The sequence below is a fragment of the Sphingobium lignivorans genome (assembly GCF_014203955.1).
GTDB lineage: Bacteria > Pseudomonadota > Alphaproteobacteria > Sphingomonadales > Sphingomonadaceae > Sphingobium > Sphingobium lignivorans.
In genome coordinates this window covers 1,560,452-1,582,796 of sequence record NZ_JACHKA010000001.1, presented here as the reverse complement: position 1 = coordinate 1,582,796, position 22,345 = coordinate 1,560,452, and the positions used below count along the sequence as shown (strand labels likewise).

17 protein-coding genes and 1 tRNA gene are annotated in these 22,345 nt (G+C 62.3%); 14 read left to right on the top strand and 4 right to left on the bottom strand.

The window, feature by feature from the left end:
- Positions 1 to 36: 36 nt before the first annotated feature.
- Together HNP60_RS07165 and HNP60_RS07160 are read right to left on the bottom strand one after the other, a co-directional pair.
- Complete coding sequence (locus HNP60_RS07165) at positions 37 to 798, bottom strand: ABC transporter permease (RefSeq protein ID WP_184151981.1); 762 nt, start codon at positions 796 to 798, stop codon at positions 37 to 39.
- Entirely contained in the window at positions 795 to 1,736 is a 942-nt protein-coding gene (locus HNP60_RS07160; protein ID WP_184151978.1) for an ABC transporter ATP-binding protein, read from the bottom strand. The genes HNP60_RS07165 and HNP60_RS07160 overlap by 4 nt, the downstream gene beginning before the upstream one ends.
- 194 nt (positions 1,737 to 1,930) lie before the next feature.
- Between HNP60_RS07160 and recJ the strand changes: the two genes are divergently transcribed.
- From recJ to HNP60_RS07110, 10 genes are all read left to right on the top strand, one after another.
- The gene (gene recJ / locus HNP60_RS07155; protein WP_184151975.1) at positions 1,931 to 3,688 is read left to right on the top strand and encodes a single-stranded-DNA-specific exonuclease RecJ; all 1,758 of its coding nucleotides are present in this window, start codon (positions 1,931 to 1,933) and stop codon (positions 3,686 to 3,688) included.
- 155 nt (positions 3,689 to 3,843) lie between these two features.
- Positions 3,844 to 3,918: transfer RNA gene (locus tag HNP60_RS07150), tRNA-Glu, on the top strand.
- A 543-nt stretch (positions 3,919 to 4,461) separates the two neighbouring features.
- The gene (locus HNP60_RS07145) at positions 4,462 to 5,622 is read left to right on the top strand and encodes a HipA domain-containing protein (RefSeq protein ID WP_184151972.1); all 1,161 of its coding nucleotides are present in this window, start codon (positions 4,462 to 4,464) and stop codon (positions 5,620 to 5,622) included.
- Positions 5,619 to 9,158, top strand: coding sequence for a helix-turn-helix domain-containing protein (locus HNP60_RS07140; protein ID WP_184151969.1), 3,540 nt, complete (start codon positions 5,619 to 5,621; stop codon positions 9,156 to 9,158). The genes HNP60_RS07145 and HNP60_RS07140 overlap by 4 nt, the downstream gene beginning before the upstream one ends.
- Positions 9,159 to 9,264: 106 nt before the next feature.
- On the top strand, positions 9,265 to 10,341 hold the full coding sequence (locus HNP60_RS07135) for a hypothetical protein (protein ID WP_184151966.1): 1,077 nt from the start codon (positions 9,265 to 9,267) through the stop codon (positions 10,339 to 10,341).
- A 108-nt stretch (positions 10,342 to 10,449) separates the two neighbouring features.
- Positions 10,450 to 10,605: a hypothetical protein gene (locus tag HNP60_RS07130; protein ID WP_184151963.1), complete on the top strand. Its 156-nt coding sequence runs from the start codon at positions 10,450 to 10,452 to the stop codon at positions 10,603 to 10,605.
- A gap of 3 nt (positions 10,606 to 10,608) precedes the next feature.
- Positions 10,609 to 12,411 (top strand): hypothetical protein, encoded by a 1,803-nt coding sequence (locus tag HNP60_RS07125; RefSeq protein WP_184151960.1) that lies wholly within the window; start codon positions 10,609 to 10,611, stop codon positions 12,409 to 12,411.
- 5 nt (positions 12,412 to 12,416) lie between these two features.
- Positions 12,417 to 14,222: a hypothetical protein gene (locus tag HNP60_RS07120; RefSeq protein ID WP_184151957.1), complete on the top strand. Its 1,806-nt coding sequence runs from the start codon at positions 12,417 to 12,419 to the stop codon at positions 14,220 to 14,222.
- A 452-nt stretch (positions 14,223 to 14,674) separates the two neighbouring features.
- On the top strand, positions 14,675 to 15,088 hold the full coding sequence (locus HNP60_RS07115) for an MbcA/ParS/Xre antitoxin family protein (protein ID WP_184151954.1): 414 nt from the start codon (positions 14,675 to 14,677) through the stop codon (positions 15,086 to 15,088).
- Positions 15,085 to 15,798, top strand: coding sequence for an RES domain-containing protein (locus HNP60_RS07110; RefSeq protein ID WP_184151951.1), 714 nt, complete (start codon positions 15,085 to 15,087; stop codon positions 15,796 to 15,798). Before HNP60_RS07115 ends, HNP60_RS07110 begins: the two co-directional genes overlap by 4 nt.
- Positions 15,799 to 15,983: 185 nt before the next feature.
- On the opposite strand, the gene HNP60_RS07105 is transcribed toward HNP60_RS07110, so the two are convergent.
- Positions 15,984 to 17,131 (bottom strand): IS3 family transposase gene (locus tag HNP60_RS07105; RefSeq protein WP_184150945.1). Its coding sequence is split into 2 segments (ribosomal slippage): positions 15,984 to 16,873 and positions 16,873 to 17,131, totalling 1,149 coding nucleotides; the frame shifts between segments, so codons are not numbered across the junction.
- Between the two features lie 16 nt (positions 17,132 to 17,147).
- Here HNP60_RS07105 and HNP60_RS07100 point away from each other — a divergent pair.
- From HNP60_RS07100 to HNP60_RS07090, 3 genes are all read left to right on the top strand, one after another.
- Complete coding sequence (locus HNP60_RS07100; RefSeq protein ID WP_184151949.1) at positions 17,148 to 17,669, top strand: DUF6119 family protein; 522 nt, start codon at positions 17,148 to 17,150, stop codon at positions 17,667 to 17,669.
- Positions 17,670 to 18,324: 655 nt separating this feature from the next.
- Positions 18,325 to 19,644: an MFS transporter gene (locus HNP60_RS07095; RefSeq protein ID WP_184151946.1), complete on the top strand. Its 1,320-nt coding sequence runs from the start codon at positions 18,325 to 18,327 to the stop codon at positions 19,642 to 19,644.
- 17 nt (positions 19,645 to 19,661) lie between these two features.
- Positions 19,662 to 20,441: a helix-turn-helix transcriptional regulator gene (locus HNP60_RS07090; RefSeq protein ID WP_184151943.1), complete on the top strand. Its 780-nt coding sequence runs from the start codon at positions 19,662 to 19,664 to the stop codon at positions 20,439 to 20,441.
- A 9-nt stretch (positions 20,442 to 20,450) separates the two neighbouring features.
- On the opposite strand, the gene HNP60_RS07085 is transcribed toward HNP60_RS07090, so the two are convergent.
- The gene (locus HNP60_RS07085; protein WP_184151940.1) at positions 20,451 to 21,467 is read right to left on the bottom strand and encodes an LLM class flavin-dependent oxidoreductase; all 1,017 of its coding nucleotides are present in this window, start codon (positions 21,465 to 21,467) and stop codon (positions 20,451 to 20,453) included.
- Between the two features lie 95 nt (positions 21,468 to 21,562).
- Between HNP60_RS07085 and HNP60_RS07080 the strand changes: the two genes are divergently transcribed.
- Positions 21,563 to 22,339: a helix-turn-helix transcriptional regulator gene (locus HNP60_RS07080; RefSeq protein WP_184151937.1), complete on the top strand. Its 777-nt coding sequence runs from the start codon at positions 21,563 to 21,565 to the stop codon at positions 22,337 to 22,339.
- Positions 22,340 to 22,345: the final 6 nt, after the last annotated feature.

The window sequence follows — 22,345 nt, the reverse complement described above, 5'->3', positions numbered from 1 at the left end:
AGCCTGGTCAGACGCCCGGGTTCTCCTGCCCGCCGACTATTTCTTCAGCCGGTATCCGGTCCGGAACATCCAGAAGATGATGGCGAGGCAAACGGCGAGCATACCGCTCACGAATCCCATCGATATGCCCATCGCGACATCCCCTCGGCCGAAGAATGTCCAGCGGAACCCGCTGATAAGATAGACCACCGGGTTGAAAAGCGTCACCGTACGCCATGGCTCGGCCAGCATGTGCACCGAGTAGAACGCTCCGCCGAGGAACGTCATCGGCATCACGATCAGCATCGGGATGACCTGCAATTGCTCGAAGCTCTGCGCCCAGATGCCGAGGATGAAGCCGAACAGGCAGAAGCTGACCGCGATCAGCGCCATGAAGGCGATCATCGCCACCGGGTGCGCGACCGGCACATCCACGAAGAGATGCGCGGTGCCGAAGATCACCAGGCCGATAGTCATCGATTTGGTGGCCGCGGCGCCGACATAGGCGATGACGGTCTCGATCGCCGAGACGGGCGCGGACAGCAGCTCGTAGATGGTCCCGCTATATTTGGGCATGTAGATGCCGAAGCTGGCATTGAAGATGCTCTCGGTGAACATCGACAGCATGATGAGGCCGGGCACGATATAGGCCCCGTAGGGAATGCCGTCGATCTCGGTCATGCGCGAGCCGATCGCGCTGCCGAAGACGATGAAATAAAGCGCCGTGGTGATGACGGGGACGATCAGCCCGGTCATCAGCGTCCGCCGGAAGCGGTTGAGCTCGAAGAGATAGATGGCCAGCATGGCATGCCCGTTCATGCGGCTTTCTCCTCTCCAGCCCCGTGGACAAGGCGCAGGAAAATGTCCTCCAGCGAGCTTTCCCGCGTGTTGAGGTCCTTGTAGCCAATGCCCAGGTCGCCAAGCGCGCGCAGCAGCGCGGAAACCCCGGTGCGCTCGGCATTGGCATCGAACACATATTCGAGCTGATGCCCCTCGTCGATGAGCGTTAGGGCCCATTCGGCGAGACTGTCCGGGATCATCGCCATCGGCTCCGCCAGGGTGATGTGCAGGGTCTTGCGACCGAGCTTCTTCATCAGCGTGGTCTTCTCTTCCACCAGCACCAGTTGGCCATGATTGATGACGCCCACCCGATCGGCCATTTCCTCGGCTTCCTCGATATAATGGGTCGTCAGCACGATGGTGGCGCCGGATTCGCGAAGCTGCCGGACAAGCCCCCACATGTCCCGCCGCAGCTCGACGTCGACGCCGGCGGTCGGCTCGTCGAGAAAGAGCAGCCTGGGCTCGTGCGAAAGCGCCTTGGCGATCATCACCCGGCGCTTCATGCCGCCGGAAAGCTCGCTGATCTTGGCCGTCCGCTTGTCCCAGAGCGAAAGCTCGCGCAGGATCTTCTCGATGAACGCGTCGTCCCGCGGCTTGCCGAACAGTCCCCGACTGAACCGCACCGTGTCGATCACCCGCTCGAACATGTCCGTCGTCAGTTCCTGCGGCACCAGCCCAATGGTGCTGCGCGTGGCGCGATAATCGCGCACGATGTCGTGCCCTGCCACGGTGATCGTCCCGCCGCTGGCATTCACGATGCCGCAGATGATCGAGATGAGCGTGGTCTTGCCGGCCCCATTGGGGCCGAGCAGCGCGAAAATCTCGCCCTCCTCCACGTCCAAATCGATTCGTTCGAGCGCGACATAGCCGCTCGCATAGCGCTTGGTGACGTCGTGGACGGAAAGGATGGCAGCCATGAGGTGGAGCTAGCCGATCGACAGGGGATTTCAAGCCCGCGTGCCGCCACGGCTGTCGCACGGAAGCAATCTCATGCTAGGACTGATCCCAGGAGTCTCCCGGCCGGACTTGCCGGCGAGCCTTTTGCCACTTTTCAGGAGCCGATGCGCGCGATCATGACTGAACGCTGTTCCCCGTCCCTGGGCGCCAGACCATGAACGCGACCCGCTTCGCGCTCGATATCGAACGATCGCTCACTGGCCGCGCGTGGCGCTGGCGCGGGCCGGAGCCCGCCGGCAGCAGTGGCGATCTGGTCGATGATCTGCTGCGCGGGCGCGGCTGCACCAACGACATGCTGGACCGCGAGCGCCTTCCCACGATCCGCGCCTTCATGCCCGACCCCTCGATCTTCCGGGACATGGACCGCGCGGCCGAGCGGCTCGCCGCTGCCGTCATCGACCGGGAATCGATCACGATCTTCGGCGATTACGATGTCGATGGTGCCACCAGCGCCGCGCTGCTGATCCGCCTGTTGCGCGACCTCGGGCTCAACGCCGGCGTTTATATCCCGGACCGGCTGATGGAAGGCTATGGCCCTTCCGGCGAGGCGCTGGTCGCGCTCGCGCAACAGGGCTCCAGCCTCGTGGTCACGGTCGATTGCGGCGCGCAGGCCTTCGCGGCGCTGGAAGCGGCACGCGACGCCGGGCTCGACGTTATCGTGGTCGATCATCACAAATGCGCCGCCGCCCTGCCCCCTGCCCTCGCGCTGGTAAATCCCAACCGACTGGACGAGAGCAGCGACGGCGCGGGGCATGGCCATCTCGCCGCGGTCGGCGTCGCGTTCCTGCTCGGCGCCGCGCTGATCCGCACCCTGCGCGCGCGCGGCTGGTTCGACCGGAACCCCGAGCCCCGCCTCATCGATCTGCTCGATCTCGTCGCGCTCGGCACCGTGGCCGATGTCGCACAGATCCGCGGCCTCAACCGCGCCTTCGTCGCGCAGGGGCTGAAAGCGATGGCTCGCCGCGGCAATATCGGCCTCAATGCGCTGCTTTCCGCCAGCCGGCTTGAGCGCGCGCCGCTAGCCTCCGATCTCGGTTTTGCACTTGGGCCCCGTATCAATGCCGGCGGCCGCGTCGGCCGGTCCGATCTCGGTGTGCGCCTGCTCACCACCGAGGATCCCGCCGAAGCCGCCCTGCTCGCCGCCGATCTGGATCGGCTGAACAGCGAGCGACGCATCATCGAGGCGAATGTCCAGGAAGAAGCCGAGCGCCTTCTCTCCGAGCGCGGCGAGAGCGCCATCGCCCTGGTCTCCGGGACGGGCTGGCATCCCGGCGTCATCGGCATCGTGGCGGGACGGCTCAAGGAGAAGACCGGCGCGCCGGCCATCGTCATCGCGCTGGACGAGGACGGCATCGGCAAGGGATCGGGACGGTCCATCCAGGGGGTCGATCTGGGCGCTGCCATCCTCGCCGCCGGGGACCATGGGCTGCTGATCGCCGGCGGCGGCCATGCCATGGCGGCCGGGCTCACCGTCCGGCAGGACCGGGTTCAGGCACTTTCCGATTTTCTGGAGGAGCGGCTGCGGGAGGACATCGCCCGCGCGTCCGCTGCCCGTGCCCTGCTTGTGGACCTTCTGGTCGCGCCCGGCGGGCTGACTCCGGATCTGGTGACGCAGATGGAGCAGGCGGGCCCCTTCGGCAATGGCTGGCCCGCGCCGCGCGTCGTGCTCGGGCCGGTCCGCGTCGTGCGCGCCGATATTGTGGGCAATGGCCATGTCCGCGCCATCGTCGCCGGGGAAGACGGGCGCTCGCTCAAGGCGATGGCCTTTCGCCAGGCCGATGCGCCGCTCGGCCAGGCGCTCCTGGGCGCCGATCGTGCCCGCCGCTTCTGGCTCGCGGGCCGCGCGAAGATCGATGACTGGGGCCCCCGCCCCGCCACCGAACTACATGTGGAAGACATCGCCGACAGCTGAAAACCCCGGTGAAATGCGGAGGCGCATTCCGGTGGGTGACCGCTTCGCCTCGGACCGAGCAGCATAGCGCCGCGAAGGCGCCACGCCCCCCTTGACCCGACTGGAGGAGCCCCCTAAAGCGCCCCGATCACGACGGCAGGCAACTGCCCGAACGTGGCCCCTTCGTCTAGCGGTCAGGACGCGGCCCTCTCACGGCTGAAACACGGGTTCGATTCCCGTAGGGGTCACCAATAAAATCAATGGCTTAGCGTTGATTTTCAGTTGCAAAAAGCAACACGTCGAATTCTCGTCGAATGAATTCGCTCACACGCGGCCGGACGCCGCTGAACGGTTTTCTCGATCAGCCACCCCGACCTACTTCCTTCAACTTCGCATTGTCCGCCGCCCCAAACTGGTCGCATTGGAGCATGGTCCAGCAAGTCTGAGTTCAACCAACAGGTGAATGTCGGCTTAGTTGGACGATCTGGACTGTCTGCTTTGCGACGACCGGAACCGACAAGCTGCCGTCCGTTAATTTTGCTCCGCGCTGGCTTGATTACTGCGTTCCGGTAGATTGGGGCAGAACGCGGCGCGTGACTCTTTTTATAATCGACCGGATCAATCTTGCGAGCTCATCTACCCGCGCCGGCAACTGCCCGGCCCTCAGAGATTATTCACAAGGGGCAAAAAATGCGCTCATGAGGCAATTTTTCCGAAATTGTTCAATCTTGCTTTAACAAAAGAGAGAGATTATATCACGAAGGTGATTATTTTGAACAAGGACACGGTCGTTCGTGCGTGAGGCGCTCGTAACTTTTAAAGGAGTAGCTGCCGGGACACTCTCGGAGGCAGGCACCGGCACGCGCTTCCTCTATCATCCCGGATGGAGTCGGACCATTGCGTGCGGCCTACCCATAACCGTCCGTGACCATCATTGGTCAAACGGACTCTTTCCGTTTTTCGAGCACCTCGCGCCTGAAGGATGGCTTCGCGCGCGTCAGGCACGCGCAGCCCATGCGTCCGACGAAGATGATTTCGAACTGCTCCTGCGGTTTGGAGCAGACTGTATCGGAGCCGTTGGCGTGCGCCCTCTCGACGGATTGCCGGATAGCGCGCCCAAGGGCGACCTTCTGGAGAGCGCCGTCACGCAGCCGGGGCGCACACTTTCAGGCGTTCAGAAGAAGCTGTTGGCGTTCCGCGGGGACCGCGCGTTCGAACCGTCCCATCGTCCGGAGGATCCAGCGACGCACATTGCAAAGCTCAATCCGCCGGACCTGCCGACGCTAGTCCAGAACGAGGATACCTCGCTTCGACTTGCTCGGGAGATTCTGGGGCCGGCCGAGGTGACGAACGCCTCCATTGGCGCTGTACACGGGATCGAGGGCGTTGCCCTGCTGGTCGAGCGCTTCGATAGACGAGACGGCGAGCGTCTGCGTCTCGAAGACTTCGCCCAGATTCTGGGAAAGCCACGCGGCCGCGATTTTAACGGAAAGTACGATTCCAGCTACGAGGAGGCAGCCCGCGTCGTCGCCGACCACTCGGCGCGTCCAATAATCGACCTGCAGCGCTTCTTCCGACTGGTGGTTTTCAATTTCGTGATCGGCAATGCCGATGCGCATTTGAAGAATTTTTCTCTACTCGAGCGCCCCGAGGGACTACGGCTTAGCCCCACCTACGATCTGGTGAACACTTTGCTCTATCCGTTCAACCGCGAGACGGGTCTCGCGATCGGCGGTCGCAAGCGACCATTTGACAGTCTCGACCGGCCACTGGTTGAAGCGTTCGGAAGCGAAATTGGCCTGCCTGCTCCTGCGATCCGGATCGCACTCGACCAGCTCGCAAAGGGGTTCGCGCGGGCGAGAACGCCGCAGACGCCATCCAACGCCGAGCTCGGCGACTTTCGTGTGCGTTATCGCGAGATTGTCGAGGGCCAGGCGGCGAGGATGTTCGCATGAGCACCGCGCCCATCGATTGGCAGTCCCTCGTCGATGAAGCGATTCGCCGACGCAAGGCTGAGCGGCTGTCTCAACGCAGCCTCGCAGCATTGGCCGGTGTGAGCGTTCCAACCGTCAACGCGTTCGAGCAAGGCGAGATCAATTTGCGCTTCGACCGTGTCGTCGCGATTCTTCGTGTGCTTGGCCTGTTTGCGGCGCCCGAAGCCGATCTTCTGGCAAGCTTCATGCGCGCCGCGCGCTCCCGCTTCGACGCTCGCGTCGAGGGCCAGCCAGCAGACCACTGGACGCGCACGCCGCATGGTCATTTCGAACTCGCCTTCGAAATTGTCGGACTGACGGCCTTGCCGATGAAAGTGCTACGCGAGTGGCTCGCTGAGCAACCATCGCCAGCAATCTGGGATCCTTTTGGCGCGCCGTCCGATCGCCGGCTTCAGACAATCGACAGCGCCCTCGAACATTGGGTAGATGCGGGACACACAGCCGATCCGACCCTAGGCGCATTTTGGCGGCTTGATCCTCGCGGACTAGGGTTTGTTCGCGATGGATATCGCGAGGATGCGCCCGGCATCCTAAGCCCCGGGGCCATATTCGACCTCAGTCTTCCCATCCACCAACTTGGGAGCCTGCTTCGTCAGGCCGCCTCGCTGGCGCGGCTCGCGGGGGCCGACGAAACAGCCCCTGTGCGTGTCCGCGGTCGCTATCAGGGTTTGTCGGGTCGCGTACTCCAGGCTTGGGCAGACCCGAAACTGCGGGAGAGCGTGCCCGACGGTGCGCAGGCTCTCAGCGACACTGCCGAGATCGACCGAGATCTTGATGTCGGCCTCATCGAGAGTGACCCTGCGACTGCAATCTCAATGAGCCTGGCGCCGCTGTTCGAGCGCTTTTCGGGTTATGTGCTCGAACGCTCGACCGTTGCGGCGCAGTTGGGAGTCACTGGTCGCAAGCAGGGTGTCAGCATCGGCCCATTTGCGGTTTCGAAGGACCTCATCGCGAAGCTTGGCGACGAAGCGCTGAGAGAACTTCTTGGCAAGCTTTTGGAAGCTGAAGCGGCGGCGCAAGGTGTACCGCTGACTGGGATCGATCTGGGCGGGGGCCAGACGGCACCGGATGGCGGGATCGACGCGCGTCTGCAATGGCGCGAGGGTCCCAAGCCCAAGGACTGGCTCCCGGCCCGCGATATCATCTACCAAAGCAAGGCGCAGGTGCTGCCTCCCGCCGCGATCTCGCGTGAAATGCGGCCCAACGACCGACTTCGCCCGATCTTCGCGGAGCTGGCTTCAGTGTCGGGGGCTTATATTCTCTTCACGACCGACGACATCGGCTCGAAGGGGCAGGCCGATCGTATCGCCAAGATGCGAGAGGCGCTCTCCGATCTCCCAAATGCCGACCGCATTACGCTCGATTTTCTGGGACCGGACCGCATCGCTCGATGGGCCAACCAGCATCCCGGCGTCGCGCTCTGGCTGTTGCAAGCTGCAGGCCGTCCACTGCGTGGCTGGCGCCCCTATGGGAACTGGTCAGCCGAAGCGAGCGCCGACACGCCTTATCTGCTCGACGACACTGCCAGGGCGAAGGTCGGGGGGATTGAAGGTGACATACGCGAGGCCCTCGCAGCCATGCGGAGCGTCCTTTCCCAAGGAAGCGGTTGCGTCAGGCTCGTCGGCATCTCGGGCATGGGAAAGACAAGGCTTGCCGAGGCTGTGTTCGATCAACGCATCATCGCCGGCCCGGCTTTGCCGACCGCCCTCGCCGTTTATGCAGACGCGGGTCTCGAACTCGGCACGGGCGCACCGCTCGTTGCCGAGCAGCTGGTGCTCGCCGGCACAGAAGCCGTGCTCATCGTCGACAATGCGACGGCCCGGACCCACGCGCAGCTCGCCGAGATCGTCAGGCGGACAGGAAGCCGGGTCAGCCTGCTGTCCATCGATTATGACATCGAAGATGAAGCGCCCAATGACACGCTCGTTGTCCGCCTTGAACGGAACAGTGGCCCGCTGCTGCAAAGCCTCCTCAAGCAGCGCGTCCCCCAACTCAGCGATGCTGAGGTCGACCATCTTGCGGGATTTTCGGAAGGCAATGCCCGTGTCGCGCTCGCGATCGCGCGCGGCGCTGCCAAAGGCGTCAATCTCGCGAGCGCAAGCGATGCAGAGCTGATTGATCGGCTTTTCCAGATCGAGCGAGGGGGAGACCCTGATGCCCGCAGGGCCGCCAATGCCGCTGCCTTGGTCTATGCCTTCCTCGTCGAAGGATCGGACGGACAGGCTGAATATCCTGTCCTTGCAGAAATCGCCGGTATCAGCCCGGCCGCCTTCTATCGTCATATCGAAATGATGATCGTCTGGGGCCTTGCGCAGAAGCGCGGTGCACAGCGCGCGGTCAAGCCTGACCCGATTGCTAATCAGCTTGCTGCCGCCATGCTGCGCCTCAGCGATCCGGAAACTATCCTCCGCGCCTTCGCGGCTGGCCCAGAGCGTCTGTTCGCTTCTTTTGCTCGCCGTCTCGGCCAACTCGAGGCGGAACCACGCGCAGCCGAAATCGCCAAGCGTCTGATTTCACCTAATGGCTGGCTCAGCGCGCCAGCTGACTGGAGCGACGAACAAGAGCGGGCTTTCTTCGGCCTGGCGCCCTCTGCGCCCGAGGCGGTGCTCAGCTTTATCGAACGCGCCCTTCCGGAAGGAAAAGAGACAGCGCTCGCCTCGTCCTACCACACCCGCGAGGATACTGGTGAACTACTGGTTCACCTGGCTTATGATCCAGCGCTCTTCGAGCGCGCGATGTTGTGCCTCGTCTCTTTGATCCGGATCGACGGCCGGCCGGACAATGAGCGATCAAATCTTCGCGATCATTTCCTTCAGCGTTTCTGGCCGGCATTGTCCTGGACCCGGGCGCTACTGGCGCCGCGTCTCGCCGTCATCGACCGGCTCCTCGACGATCCCGATGTGGCTGTCCGTGCCCTTGGTCTCGAAGCACTGGACCACATGCTCGACACCGATAACCTCAGCTCGTCTTTCGCGCCGGCATTCGGCTCCCAAGCTCGAACCAGCGAGTGGCGTCCGCGCGGCGCCGACTATATCGCCTGGATCGACGCGGCCGCCTCCCGTATCCAGAGGATTGTCGAGACCGAGCCTACACTCGCGGCACGGGCTCGCTCGATCGTCGTTCAGCATTTGAGAGCCCACGCTGCGTCCGGCATTGAGGACAAGGCGATCGCGCTTGCTCGGCAGATCAAGCCGTTGGGTTACTGGGATGAAGGCTGGCGGAGTGCCAACGACGCCCTTCATTTCGGGTCGCGGACTGAGGCCCTGCAAGCTTACGAATATGAGCTCCGCCCCAAGAACGAAGAGCAATTCTTTGAGGCCTTTGTGATTGGCGAACCCTGGCGCCATTGGCATCCGGCGGGGAAGGACCAGCGCCACACACGCAAAGTAGAGGTCCTCGCGCGCGGGCTCGGGCCGGCGGCTTGCAAGGCATGCCCGGCCGCTGGAAGAATATCTGCGGCGGGCCGTCGCAGTCGTTGGAGAATCCAGCACGCTTAGCTTTGGTGAAGGGCTCGGCGAGGGAACGAGCGACATTCCCGCGCTTTGGGCGGAGGCCTACCGCATCTATCGCGACGCACCCGAAGGCCAGCGCGACGCGGGAGCCTTGATCGGCATCGCGCGTGCTGGCGCTACGCGCGATCCGGCCTGGGGAGACGCGACCCTCGATGCGGCCGCAACCGATCCTCTGCTACAGCGGTTCATCATCTATCTGCACACGCGGCGCCCTCTTGGGCCACGGGAGATTGACCGGTTCATCGTGGCGCTCGAGAGGGGCGCTAGTCCGGAACATCTCAGTGCGCTCATGTTCGGCGGGGTTACGGCCGCCATTCCGGCGGAAGACCTTTCGCGCCTGCTGCGTCGTCTCATTGCCCATCCCGACGGGGTGGCGGCTGCGAGCCAGATCCTTCAGATGCGGTTCTTCGGCGACAAGCAAAAGGAACGCGACTATGCACCCGAGCTTGTCGAAGTGGCGCGCCTAATCCTCATCGATCCGCGCAGCTACGATACCCAGCGCCGGCGGTCCGACCGCGAGTTGTCCCAGCTTGCCAAGATCGTGCTGCGGACAGAGCAAGGCGCAGCGACTGCAGTCGCGATCGCGCGGCATTTGCGCGGCCTGAAACGAGTTGAGGCTATGGACGAGTTCGACGATCTTGGCCGCGCCTTGCTCGACGCCTTCCCGCGCATCGTGCTTGATGAGCTCGTTTTGGGCACGACTGTCCGGGCACGGCGGCGCGGGCTCCTCGATTTGCTGCTGGGCGGGGTACTCGGCGACCGCGATGGATCGGGCGAGGACAAGCGCCCCTCGATCGACGTCGATCTTATCCGCAGCTGGGTTGCCGAGGACCCTCAAACCCGTGCGACGAGGCTGGCCGAGCTCATTCCTTATACCTCTTCATTGGACGCTGGCGGGCTAGCTTGGTCGGATGCGGCGCGCGCCCTCATCGACCTTGCCCCGGATCCGCTCCCCATCCTGGCCGCCTTTGAGGATCGTTTCTTCTCAGGGGTCAGCTCTGGACCGTTCTCGGGGCGTTATGTGAGGCGCCTCCCCATGGTGGCGTCCCTCAAGGATCACTTCGACCCTCGCGTGCGGCACTGGGCTCGCGAGGCTGAGGTGCGCCTGCATCGCAGCATCGAGCATTGGGACACCTTCGACCGTGAGGATGGCAGCCGCTTTGAATGATGAAGTTGGGCAGGGGCAAGTGCATCGCCCAAGACCCCACGTGCTGGAACAGCCGATTGACTACCGCAAGGCTTGTTCCCAGCGTCACCGATAGGATATCAAGACGGCATGTTTGAACTGACTGACCGGGACTGGGCGAATTACTATTTCCGAGACAATAATGTCGAGAACCAACCGATTGTGATCCGGTCATCCCTCGCCACTTCGAGGGAGGTCTATGCAGGTCGGCTGATCATCGCCATCGAACCATCAAGCGCCTCCTGACACGTGGACCCGCGCACGATCAAGGCCCTGGCGGAGCTCACTGACGAAGGTCGGTTCGAGCAAATCGCGCTTGCCGTCCTTCATCATGCAGAACCGCTTTGCGCGGCCTTTTCGCAGCAAGGTGTCAACGCCTTCGGGAAGACACGAGCATCCCCCGTCGACAATATCGGTTTCGTTCGCGCCGTGTGTCCTGCCCACATGGTGGTCGCCCATCACACCACCGCCGCGGAGCGCGGCCTCAAAGCGAAGTGGATGGCCGCAGGTCCGCGCATCGGAGACATATTGAAGACCGCCGAGGTCGTCGCCGAGGAACGGGTACGCACCCCCGACCTTAAAGCCACGCTCTTCCTGACGACAAACCGGGAGCCCGACGAGCGTTTGGTCCGCGACAGCGTCGCACTCGGAGCGAGTCACGGGATGACCGTCGAGATCTGGTCGCGAGCACGCCTCGCGCATGTACTCGATACCGACCCCGCCGGCCAGCGGATCAGGCGCGTCCTACTCGACATCGAGCAGGAGCTCCTGTCACCCGAGCTCCTCTCCCATCTCTCGACTACAAGCCTGGAGAGTTTCGCTCCTGTGCATGAAAGGGGCGTTTGGATCGGACGCGACCTTGATCGCCGTCTCCTTCAATCCCGACAACCCGTCAGCTTCATCATGGGAGAGTCCGGATCGGGCAAGTCAGTCGCCTGCTTCTGCACGATGAGCCAATGGGTGGCAGGTGGGGACTTTGCCCTAGTCATTCCCGAGGACGTCGTTGATGAGGCAACATCCCTGTCCGGCGCGATCCTGACCGCGCTGCAGCGGCTGCATCCCCAGTTGGCCGATACGCCCTCGGCGCTCGCGCTTGCCTCGACCAGCCGGCCATTGCTTCTGCTCGTCGAAGACATCAACCATGCCAACAACCCGTCACGTGCAATCGAAAAGATTGCTCGGTGGGCCGCAGAGCCGGCGAGCGGCGAGCGGCGTGGTGCGCCGGCGTGGCGTATCCTTTGTCCGCTTTGGCCCAGCGCGATCCATGGCCTTCCGGACTCGGCCCGGCGCCTCATCGAGCCAATGCTCGTCCAACCCTCGCCCTTCACCGACATGGATGGCATCGCAGCAGTGGCAGCCAAAGCCAGGGTCGCCTACAAATCCATCAGCACCGTTGGATGCCACGCCCTTTCGAAGGCGCTCGGCAACGATCCACTCCTTATTGGGCTCCACGAATTTGGCGGCACCTCGGCCCCAAAAGAGATTATCGCTGACTTTGTCGAGCGCGCGATGCACCGCTGCGAGGGACAAACGAGTAGGCCAGCCGGTGAGCTTCGTGCGGCACTTTCGCGACTTTCCGTGGAGATGTTGGAGCGCTGCAGGATGTCGCCGACCTGGACCGAAATCTTGCAGTGGCCAGGCCTTCATCCAGATCTGGATGCAATCCGCCAGCTCGTCGCTGCCAGCGCGGTCGTTCGCCTTGAGGGCCGCTCGGATCGCCAGGTGCTGGTCTTTCGGCATGACCGTGTCCGGGACCATCTACTGGTGGACGCAGCGGCCTCCTTGCATTCTGCGGGGACGATGAGCGATGCGCTCTTGGAGGATCCCTTCTATGCCGCCATCCTGGGTGACCTTGTTTACGCCCGGTTGACTGATGAGGGCCTCCTCGAACGGGTCAGCCACTCAAACCCCTCGCCATCTTCCATGCCATCGTCCGCACGACATACGGAACGCCCGCACGCACGAAACTGGTCGCGCTGGCGCAGGCCTGGCTCACGCAGGAGAGCAATCGCGAGTCCCATCAGCGCTCCCTCCGCCATGCAATGGCCATAGTCCTGATGGACGCAGTAGGGCCCGACATTGTGTCCCTCGCAAAGCTGTTTCCCCATGCGGGCACTCATGAGCTGATGGCCCGTTTGCGCAACGGCGATCTGGACGCAGGGGTTGAAGATTGCGCGTTCCAGTATCGCTGGAACCGTGAGCGTTGGCGCCAGCGCCAGATCGAGCATGCCCAGCTTCGTCATGCGGACACGCTGGTCGCGCAGGCAGAAACCTATTTGCTGGACCGGGACTGTGATCCGAAGACGCGCGAGATACTTCTCCACCTCGCCGGCAGCATCGCCGATCCCCGACTGTTGCCCGCGCTTCTCCAATCCTGGGCTCTGGACGAAGGCCGTCTCGACCGGCTCGAGGACTATCTTTGGGCCTTTGCATTCTGTTGCTCGGAAGAAAATGCCGAACAGGCGCTTAGCCCTGTGTGCGATGCCTGGGCGGCGTTGCCTACGACAAGGAATGGCTCGGACCCGTCACCTCGCGACGACCTCGCCAGCTCGGAAATGCGCTGGGCCATCGAGCGGCGGCCGCCCGGCCCTGCAATCGACTATCTGACCCGACGCGGTGCCAGCGAGGATCTGGCCTGGCCGATCTACTATCTGCTCCATGCCGTCGATCATCCGGCCGCCCTGCGCTTTTGCGTGACCGAGATGGGCAAAGCCAGGGCGAGATCAGCGCAATCCTATTTCATCAATTTTCGCGGCGGTCGCGACCATTGGGAGCGACGGAGAGACGAGAACGGGCTCCTTATGTCGTCGGCCAATCGGGCGCTGCTCCTCGACTGGTGGCAGGATCCAGGCGGAGATCCGAACGAGCGGACCGCGGCATTCGACCTGTGGGCGTCGAGTTGGGGCGAGAGTGATCTTGGAATCATGCGGGCCTCGCAGGATGACGCTATATTGGGCGATCGTATCCTTCAGCGTCGTCTTGAGCGGGGGGATGATACGGCCATTCCCCTGCTGCTCCCCAAGCTTGAACGAGATGATCGCCGTTTCTGGTGGCAGTACACCAGGACCGTTTGGTCCGAAGAATTGACGCATGTGTTGCGCACCGCATTTGCTAATCGGGCGGCCGAGATTGCGCCCGACCCGGACCGGGACTTCGAAATTGATCATGTCCTGTTCAATGCTGTTATCCGCCTGCCCCGTGATCTCGCCGAGCAACTGTTGCTCGAGCATTGGGGCGACGCATCGGGATCGCCGCAGCTTGTCCAGGCGGCTCTCTATATCGAGACGGATGCGTTGCTAGACCGTGCCGCTGAGGCGATTGCAAAGGCGGAAGAGCCCTCGAAGCTGTTTCAGTATCTGACGTCGCATTTCGGGATCAAGGAAAGGGGTCATCCGGGGCTGACGCGGATAGGTCAGATCGAAGCACTGGCGCCTTATTTCGGACTGATCGAGAAGGAATCGGAGCTGAATTGGCTCGCCGATGGCTGCAACGATCGGGGCTGGTTCGACCTTCGGCGCCGCCTTCTGGATCCCCACCTTCCCCATTCGCGCCACTGCTGGTCTGAAGACCGCCTGCCCGGTTTGTTCGACCAACTTGCGCGGGATCCTCGCAGAGCCCCCTGGGATATCGAGGCGGTGCTCGGAGCCGGCCTGGAATGGGATCAGATCGCCGCCTGTCTTCGCACATGGCTGACCACAGACCCTCCCAAGGACGCGATGTATGCCGCCTGCGCGATCCTCGAGGAGCATGGCCGGCGGTGTGATCTGAGCATGTTGTCGAAATGGCCTGGCACGCCCGATGAATCCATTTCGGCCACTACCGCTAACGCGACGTTCAAGGTGCAGCATCGGACGGCGGACTAAGCGGCAAGCCCAAGGGCCTGATGCAGAGCAGGCCATTGTGGCAGCTAATATTCTGCCTGCAAATCAGCGGGCAGATTGAAGTTCACATCCCCCCGACCGACCTCTCGCTTGCAGCACCAATCCCCCAGAAATGAGCGAGCGGTCACTTTCGGGCGACTCATTCGGCGTGTCGATTATCCAATCTGGGGGCAGCTCCGGACCGAGCCGCATAAGCTGAACGGGTGGCCGGTATTGGGCAGCGTCCAATTCACCATGAATGTCTGAAATGTCGGCGGCTACAGCCATGCCGTTCTTCAAGATCGTTGATCCCGCGAGGCGCAGCGACGGTTAAGGGCGGCGTTTGGTATCGAATATCAGGTCGGAACGACAGCTAACGCATTCTGATCCCTCTTTCATGTTGCCATTTGGCATTAGATTATATATATAATGCCATTGTGTAATCGGAGGTGACCATGGCGCTTGCAACACTGATCGATACCGAGCCTCGGCCATTTCGACCGGAGCCAGTCACCGACGAAGAAGCCGCCGCTATGTTTCGTGCGGTGACGAGGTTGTTTGGGCTGTGGGATCTGACGGACGAACAAGCCTCGGTCCTTGTCGATCTGCCACTCCGGACCTACCGGCGCTGGAAGGCTGGCGATTTGGGTAGGATCGATCGCGACGGAAAGGCCCGGCTTTCCAATCTGGTGGGGATCCACAAGGCGCTGCGGATCATCTTTAGCGACCCCGCTCGCGGCTATCGCTGGATCAAGTCTACCAACGAGGCCTTCAATGGACGCTCGGCGCTTGATATCATGCTGGGCGGCGAACTGACGGATCTGATGCGCGTGCGGCGTTATCTGGATGCTGAGCGCGGCAGCTGGTGATTGACCGCAATGCGATCACGCAGGCCCATGTCGAATGGGCAAGCGCCCGTCGCATCATTCGAAGCGCCTATCCGCCGATCGATCTGTTCGAGGACATCGCCGATCCGGCGGACTGGCCGCTTCTGATTTCCGCGGAGCAGAAGACCAATCCTCGATTGATGGAGACAATCGGGGTGCTCGATCTCATCCCGCCCCAACGTCGCGTCGGTGGCCCCGGCGCAAGCTATCTCATGGCGCCGTTCACTCACTTCAGTCCCGATCGACCAAGCCGATTTACGGCAGGGCACTTCGGCGTCCTCTATGTTGCCGACAGTTTCGAAACCGCTCTCTCCGAAACGATCCATCATCACCAGCGCTTCATGGCCAGGACGGCCGAGCCTCCGGGATGGACATCCCAGTTTCGGGAGATTGTCATCGACGTCGATGTCATCGCGCACGATCTGCGCGACGAGGCACTCTATGCCGATGCGCTGCGTCCTGACGATTATGCCGAGAGCCAGCGACTGGGCGCCGATCTTCGAGCGGCCGGCTCAGATGGTCTCGTCTATCCGAGCCGGAGACAGGCTGGCGGCGGCTGCGTTGCGCTCTTCTACCCCGATCGCGCTGCCAACCCTGTCCAGGGTCGGCATCTCGACTATCATTGGAATGGGTCTCGCGTCGATTTCTACCGAGAGCCAGCGACCGGCAACGTCTTTCAGATTACGCTGTGAGTGGCAGTATTCTGAATGACATATCCGCAGAGGGTGACGCCCTCAGCTATATCTCACTTAGGCTGGATCGGCGCATATGATTGGCTTGCGGGATGGCGTGACCGACCGGCAGCTTTCCGAGTTCGCATCTGGACACTCGGACGACTGGCCTGCTGCCGGTTTGGTGGACACCGAGATGGGCTCATTTAGGCTACCCCAGCTTCTCGCTCGAAGTCGATAGGGCTGAGGTAACCCAGGGTCGAGTGACGCCGGGTCGGATTGTAGAAGCACTCGATGTAATCGAACACGTCCGCCTTCGCCTGCGCCCTCGTGCGGTAGACCTTTTTCCCGATCCGCTCGGTCTTGAGCGAGGAGAAGAAGCTTTCCATCGCGGCGTTATCCCAGACGTTGCCGGACCTGCTCATCGAACAGGTGACGCCGTTGTCGGCCATGAGCCGCTGGAACTGCTCGCTGGTATATTGGCTACCCTGGTCCGAGTGATGCAGCAGGGCATCGGGCTTTCCGCGTCGCCAGATCGCCATGATGAGCGCATCGGTAACGAGCTGGGCGGTCATCGTGTCGCTCATCGACCAGCCCACCACCCTGCGCGAGAACAGGTCGATGACGGCGGCCACGTAGAGCCATCCTTCGGCAGTCCAGACGTAGGTAAAATCTGCCACCCACTTCTGGTTGGGCCTGTCGGCCGTGAACTGGCGACCCAGAACGTTGCCGGCGATGACCGAGCGTTCGCCCTGATCCTTGGGCAGTCCACGGCGGCGTGGCCTGGCCCGCAGCCCTTGCGCTCGCATGAGCCGTTCGACCCGATGCAGACCGCAGGAGATGCCTTCGGCGAGCAGGTCGTGCCAGACACGCCGGGCGCCATAGGTGCGATAGCTGCCAACATGGCTGGCCCTGACCCTCGAGCCGATCACCTCGTCGTCGCGGGCACGCTGTGACGGCGCCCGGGTGAGCCAGGCATGGAAGCCGCTCCGCGAGACACCGAGCGCCCCGCACATCCATGCCACCGGCCAGATCCCTCGGTGCTTCGCGATGAAGGCGAACCTCATATCGAGTCCTTCGCGAAGTAGGCGGCGGCTTTTTTTAGAATGTCGCGCTCTGCCTTCAGCTTGGCCACTTCCCGGCGCAGACGGTCGATCTCCAACTGCTCCGGCTTCATCTGACCCTGCCCGGGAAAGGCATGGCCAGGATCAGCGGCCAACTCCTTTACCCATTTGCGCAGCAGGTTCTCGTGCACATCCAGATCGCGGGCCGCCTGCGCAACTGCCACACCGCGCTCACGGACCAACCTTACCGCCTCAAGCTTGAACTCGCGGCTGAACTTCCTTCGTTGCATTGTGGGCCTCCGATAGGTGAAAACACCCTATCTCGGTGTCCACCAAACCGGCAGCAGGCCATTCATTGCGGAACTGCTGGCGAACTCCCAGCTGCTTTGCTTGGATCAGGCACGGGCTAATCCGGCGGGTGCAAAGGGCGCCAATTTCGAGCCTTGTGACTTCCTGTCGGCGAGCCGCCAGCTAATCCATCTGAAGGACGGTCATAGCTCTTCCCCGCTTAGCCATCTGTGGAACCAAGGTCTTGTATCAACCGAGAGCTTCGTCCGGGATTCAGCCTTTCGCACTGCGTTCCGTAAAGCCGTAACAGTCCGCGAAAAACAATACAGCAGGTCCGGGTTTCTGGCGTTGATTCCCGACGGGCGCACCAAGCCCCTCCCGGCTGATTTCACGGTCGTCTATGGCGTGATGCGCCATCCCAATGCCCGGACGGGGTCCTTGACTCTTCCGTTCTTCAGTAAGATCGCCCTGCGAGCGGTGGCCGAGCGGCTCGACATGATGGGCTTTAAAGTCGAACTCCAGTTGATAGCCAAAACTTAGGGTAGCCGTCAGAGTTGGCTAATCTAGCCACCACAGCCTGCATAGCGTGGCGCGGCACTCGCGCGGATACGAAGTCTCCTCTGTGACGCCGGTCGGGCAAACGCTGAAAATCGGCTCCTGCCGAGAGTTGCAGTTCGGCATGGCGCTTGGGAAGGGCAGAATTGCCTTAGCTCGCGACGTAAGCAGCTAGCTGAACGAACGGCCGCTATTAGGCAACGCGAATTCGCGATCGAACGTCCGAGATGTTGGCGAAATCGGACGCGGAATCACGCCGCAGCCTTTGAACGGCCGAAACTTTGAAAACAAACAATTTTCCAAACAAACACGGCTGAAACACGGGTTCGATTCCCGTAGGGGTCACCAATGAAATCAACGATTTAGCTTTGATTTTGTCAGTTGCAGAATGCAACATATCGAATTCGTCCACATATGGATTGAGCCTGCGCTGGACGGTCTTGATCGATTTTACCGATAAACCCTTCCTGGGTTGCTGGGGTTTGGCGCGCCGGCGGCGGGTTCCCCGCGGCTTGTCTGATCTGCTACGGGGGAGGGCCATTCAGGGGCAATTCCAGCGATTCGGCGCTGAAGGATACACCTTCTGATTGGCTCCCCCGACTTCGGTGTACCTGCCTGCGTCCTTTCTGGAGAGGACAAAATGACCGCCGAAATCGTGCGAGAAGGCTCCATGGGAGAGCTAAGCATGGCTGAAGCGGGCGGCGGGCCAAAAGCATTGGATGCTGGGCAGGCGTCACTTCGCCTCTCCCTGATTCTGGTTTGCAGCCTTGTCTATTTTCTCGATGGGATCGTTCACAGTATCGTGGGGCCGCTGGCACCCGATATCGCCGCGACGTTGCGATTGTCGCACGCCGATCTGGGCCCGATTTTTTCGGCCAATCTGATCGGCCAATGCGCTGGCCTCATCATATTTCCGCTGCTGGCCGCACGACTGGGGCATCGGCGCATCGTGCTCTGCACGCTCGTCGGCTTCGGCCTTTTCGAGGCGTTGTCGGCCGCCTCAAGCACCGCGGCGGAACTCTTTGCCGCCCGATTGATGACCGGCGCCTTCCTGGGGGGCTGCCTGCCAAGCTGTCTTTCGATCGTGACGGCTTCCGCGCCTCCGGAACGGCGCGGCATCGCGATCATGATCCTGTTCACCGGCTATGGCCTGGGCGCAACCATGTCGGGCGTGGTCGCCGAGATGTTCTCGGGCCTGGGGGGCTGGCGGGCGGCCTCCGTGGCCGTCGGAGGCAGCTGCCTCATCTTTGCGGCAATTGCCGGCCTTTGGCTGATCGAACCTGTGAAACGAGACGAGGCCAACACGCAAGCCACCCGGAGCATTGGCAATGGCGCACTGGCGATCGTATCGCCTGGCTATCTCCTCGGCACGCTCATGCTCTGGATGTTGTTCATTTCGATGCTGACGATCAGCTACTGCCTCAGCAGCTGGCTCCCCATATTGCTGGTCGAGGTCGGTCGCGAGAATTGGGTGGCCACCATGTCCGTGTCGATCTTCTCGTTCGGGGGAATTATCGCGGCCCTCGGCGTGGGCATCCTCATCGACCGGTTCGGCGCCACACCCGTTCTGACGACCTTCCTGACGATCGCCGCGATCCTGATGTTCCTTATCGGCAAGTTATTAGCCTCGGCGCCAACGACAATCCTGCTCGTGCTGCTGGCTATATGCGGCTTCTTTTTCCTCGGCGCCTATGGCGGCGTGAATGTCGTGCTGGCGAGCTATTATCCCGATCATCTTCGCGCCGTCGGCATCGGCTGGACCAAAAGTGTCGGGCGCGTGGGTACCGTCATTGCGCCAATCCTGATTGGCTTCGGCCTCAGCGCCGGCGTTTCGGAGACGACGATCATGTCACTCTTTTCTGTTCCGGCCAGCCTATCGGTGCTTGCGCTCGTCGTCATAGCTGTCGCAGGATCGCGATCACGAGAGGCGGCTCGGGCAGTGGTCTCGAGCGGTAACTAGAAAAGCCGGAGAGGCACATGTCGGACATCAGGCAGATCAGGGATTGGCGCGCGCCGACCACCATGGGGACGATGTACGAACGGCTCCTCGGCGCGATCGGGACCGAGGAGTTCGGTTCCACGGTACGGGATTCGGTGCTGGCCGTGACCGCAGGAGCGCGCCGGATCTATCTTTTCGAGGCGACCGGCCGCGAGGATCATTCGCTGCAATATTATTCCTGCGAGCCAGGCGTCGCCGATCTCTTTCCAGCCTATCACAAATGGTATGCCCGGCTCGACCCCGTGTTCGACGCCTATCGCGCGGCGCCCGAATGCAGCAACGTCGCCATGTTGCGTATCCGCCCCTCCGACATCGCTTCCCGCGGCTTTCGCCAGCGTTTTTTCGACGATGCCGGCATTGTCGAGCGCGTCTCGATCATCCAGCGCGGTGCCGATAGCTGGCGCGTAATCAATGTCGCGCGTCATGAGAAGGAGGGCTGCTTTGGCGATGACGAACTGGACGCGCTGGTCGGGCTCGCCTGTCTGGCGCTGCCGATGCTGCCGCTCAACCGACGTCGGCAGACCAGCCCGCAGCAGCTGACCGTCGCGCAATTTGAGGAAAGATTTGCCAGCCGCTTCGACCAGTTGACCCAGCGTGAGCGGCAGGTCTGCGCCAGGGCCGCGATCGGCATGACCGTGGAGGCCACTGCGCTCGACCTGGGTATCGCGAAAACCTCGGTCCTCACCTATCGCCAGCGCGCCTACCAGAGGCTGCGCGTGACGAGCCCGTTCGAGCTATGCTCGCTCGTCACGCACTAGGCCGATGCGTCAGGCCGCAACGCTTTCGCGCGAACCGGCGAAAAGCGGCATGATCTCGCTGGCAAATCGCTCGAGGCTCTTCTGATCGCCCGCCGCGTCGAGCAGCAGCAGATAATCGACGCCGGCCGCCTTCAGCCGCTCGATCCTGGCGATCAACTGGTCGGCCGTACCGATGAGCCAGATATCGTCTTCATCGCCCGTCGCCATCGGCGGCGCATGCACGCCGCCGGACGCGTTCGGATCAGTCGAGAGCATGCGATTATTGGCAAGCACATGGTGATGATGCGCGATCGCCTCTCGCGTTTCGGCTTCGTTCGTCGTGAGATGGAAAGCGCGGGTCACGCCAATGGAACGCGGGTCGAACGGGCGGCCCTGCGCTTCCACAGCCTCGCGATAGACCGCGATGCGCTGGCCGAGCTGGCCGGAATCGCTGAACTGATCGAGCAGCAGATTATAGCCTTGCTCTGCCGTGCGGCGCGCCGAGGCATCGCTCCCAACGGCGATCCAGACCGGCGGATGCGGTTGCTGGATCGATTTTGGATCGATGATCGCGTCCGTGAAGTTCCAATATGTGCCGCTGTGCGAGAAGCGCCCCGGCGCGGACCAGGCTTTCTGAAGAATGGTCAGCGCTTCCTCATAGCGGGCCTGAAGTTCCGCGCCGGGAATCCCGAATCCCTGGCATTCGACAAAACGGAAGCCGCGGCCGATCCCGCAATCGAAACGCCCGTCGGACAGCAGATCGAGCGTGCCGACTTCCTCGGCGAACAACAGCGGATTGTGCCAGGGCAGGATCGTGACGGCCGTTCCGAGCCGGATCGTGCGCGTGCGGGCAGCCAGGTTCGAGAGGACCATCATCGAGGAAGGGATCTGGGGCAGGCCCGTGAAATGATGCTCGTTGAGGAACACGGACATGAAGCCAAGTGCCTCGGCGCGCACGACATAGTCGATCACCTGATTCAGGATGGCATGATGGCTGGTGCCCGCCTGGGGGTTTTCCCAGATGCCCATGAATAGTCCGAACTGCATGTCGCTGCCTCCATCTCGTGATGGACCGACAGATAGCGAAGCGGGATCGCGGCGCCTGTCCACTCAGTTCGGGACAACCAAGGAGCGATAAGCCCATGACAGAGGTCCGACGCATCGATGGACATATGGTCGAACCAGCCGTGTTGAAACCGTTCGCGGCTGCGGTCGATCTGCTGGGATCCGATCGCTTCTATCGGACGCTCAGTGGATCGCTCGGCGTGCTGGTCGACAGATTCTATCTCATCGATGGCAGCACCAGATCGGAACCGCTGATCATGCAGACCGAACTGGACAAGCCGGTCGTCAACGGGAGCACTTATGTAAAGCTGTTCCTGCCCAATGATCCGCTGCAGCTGGCCATCGACAGCGTCAAGGATGACGACACGATCCTGTGCCTGAAGGTGGCGCCTTGCGATATCGTCGTGCCGGCCTATCGATCCATGCTGGAACGGGCGAGCGTCGTCGAGCGCGTCTCCTTCATTCGCAAGTTGGGGCGAAACGGTTGGCGCTGCATGACCGTCGTGCGACGCAAAACGTCAGGCCGGTTCACGGAACGGGAATTATCCCTGCTTGGCAGCGCCTACCGCCTGCTGACTCCACTGGTCGACCGGCACCGCAGCCTGATCGGCGAAGTCGTCGAGAACCGGGCCGATCGCATCGCCGAACTGGAGGAACGGTTCGGCCAGCGTTACCCTGCCTTGACGCCCCGTGAGCGCGAGGTTTGCGCGCGCGCGGCCATGGGCATCTCCGTCGAGGGATGCGCGCTCGATCTCGGAATCGCCGCGTCGTCCGTCCTGACGTACAGGAAACGCGCCTATCAGCGCCTCGGCATAAGCAGCGCCTATGAACTTGCCCGGCTGGTCCTGCGCTAGCGAGCG

Coding starts and splice junctions, on each gene's coding strand:
- HNP60_RS07165 (WP_184151981.1), bottom strand. CDS start 798: ATGAACGGGCATGCCATGCTGGCCATCTATCTCTTCGAGCTCAACCGC.
- HNP60_RS07160 (WP_184151978.1), bottom strand. CDS start 1,736: ATGGCTGCCATCCTTTCCGTCCACGACGTCACCAAGCGCTATGCGAGC.
- recJ (WP_184151975.1), top strand. CDS start 1,931: ATGAACGCGACCCGCTTCGCGCTCGATATCGAACGATCGCTCACTGGC.
- HNP60_RS07140 (WP_184151969.1), top strand. CDS start 5,619: ATGAGCACCGCGCCCATCGATTGGCAGTCCCTCGTCGATGAAGCGATT.
- HNP60_RS07130 (WP_184151963.1), top strand. CDS start 10,450: ATGTTTGAACTGACTGACCGGGACTGGGCGAATTACTATTTCCGAGAC.
- HNP60_RS07120 (WP_184151957.1), top strand. CDS start 12,417: ATGGACGCAGTAGGGCCCGACATTGTGTCCCTCGCAAAGCTGTTTCCC.
- HNP60_RS07115 (WP_184151954.1), top strand. CDS start 14,675: ATGGCGCTTGCAACACTGATCGATACCGAGCCTCGGCCATTTCGACCG.
- HNP60_RS07095 (WP_184151946.1), top strand. CDS start 18,325: ATGACCGCCGAAATCGTGCGAGAAGGCTCCATGGGAGAGCTAAGCATG.
- HNP60_RS07090 (WP_184151943.1), top strand. CDS start 19,662: ATGTCGGACATCAGGCAGATCAGGGATTGGCGCGCGCCGACCACCATG.
- HNP60_RS07085 (WP_184151940.1), bottom strand. CDS start 21,467: ATGCAGTTCGGACTATTCATGGGCATCTGGGAAAACCCCCAGGCGGGC.
- HNP60_RS07080 (WP_184151937.1), top strand. CDS start 21,563: ATGACAGAGGTCCGACGCATCGATGGACATATGGTCGAACCAGCCGTG.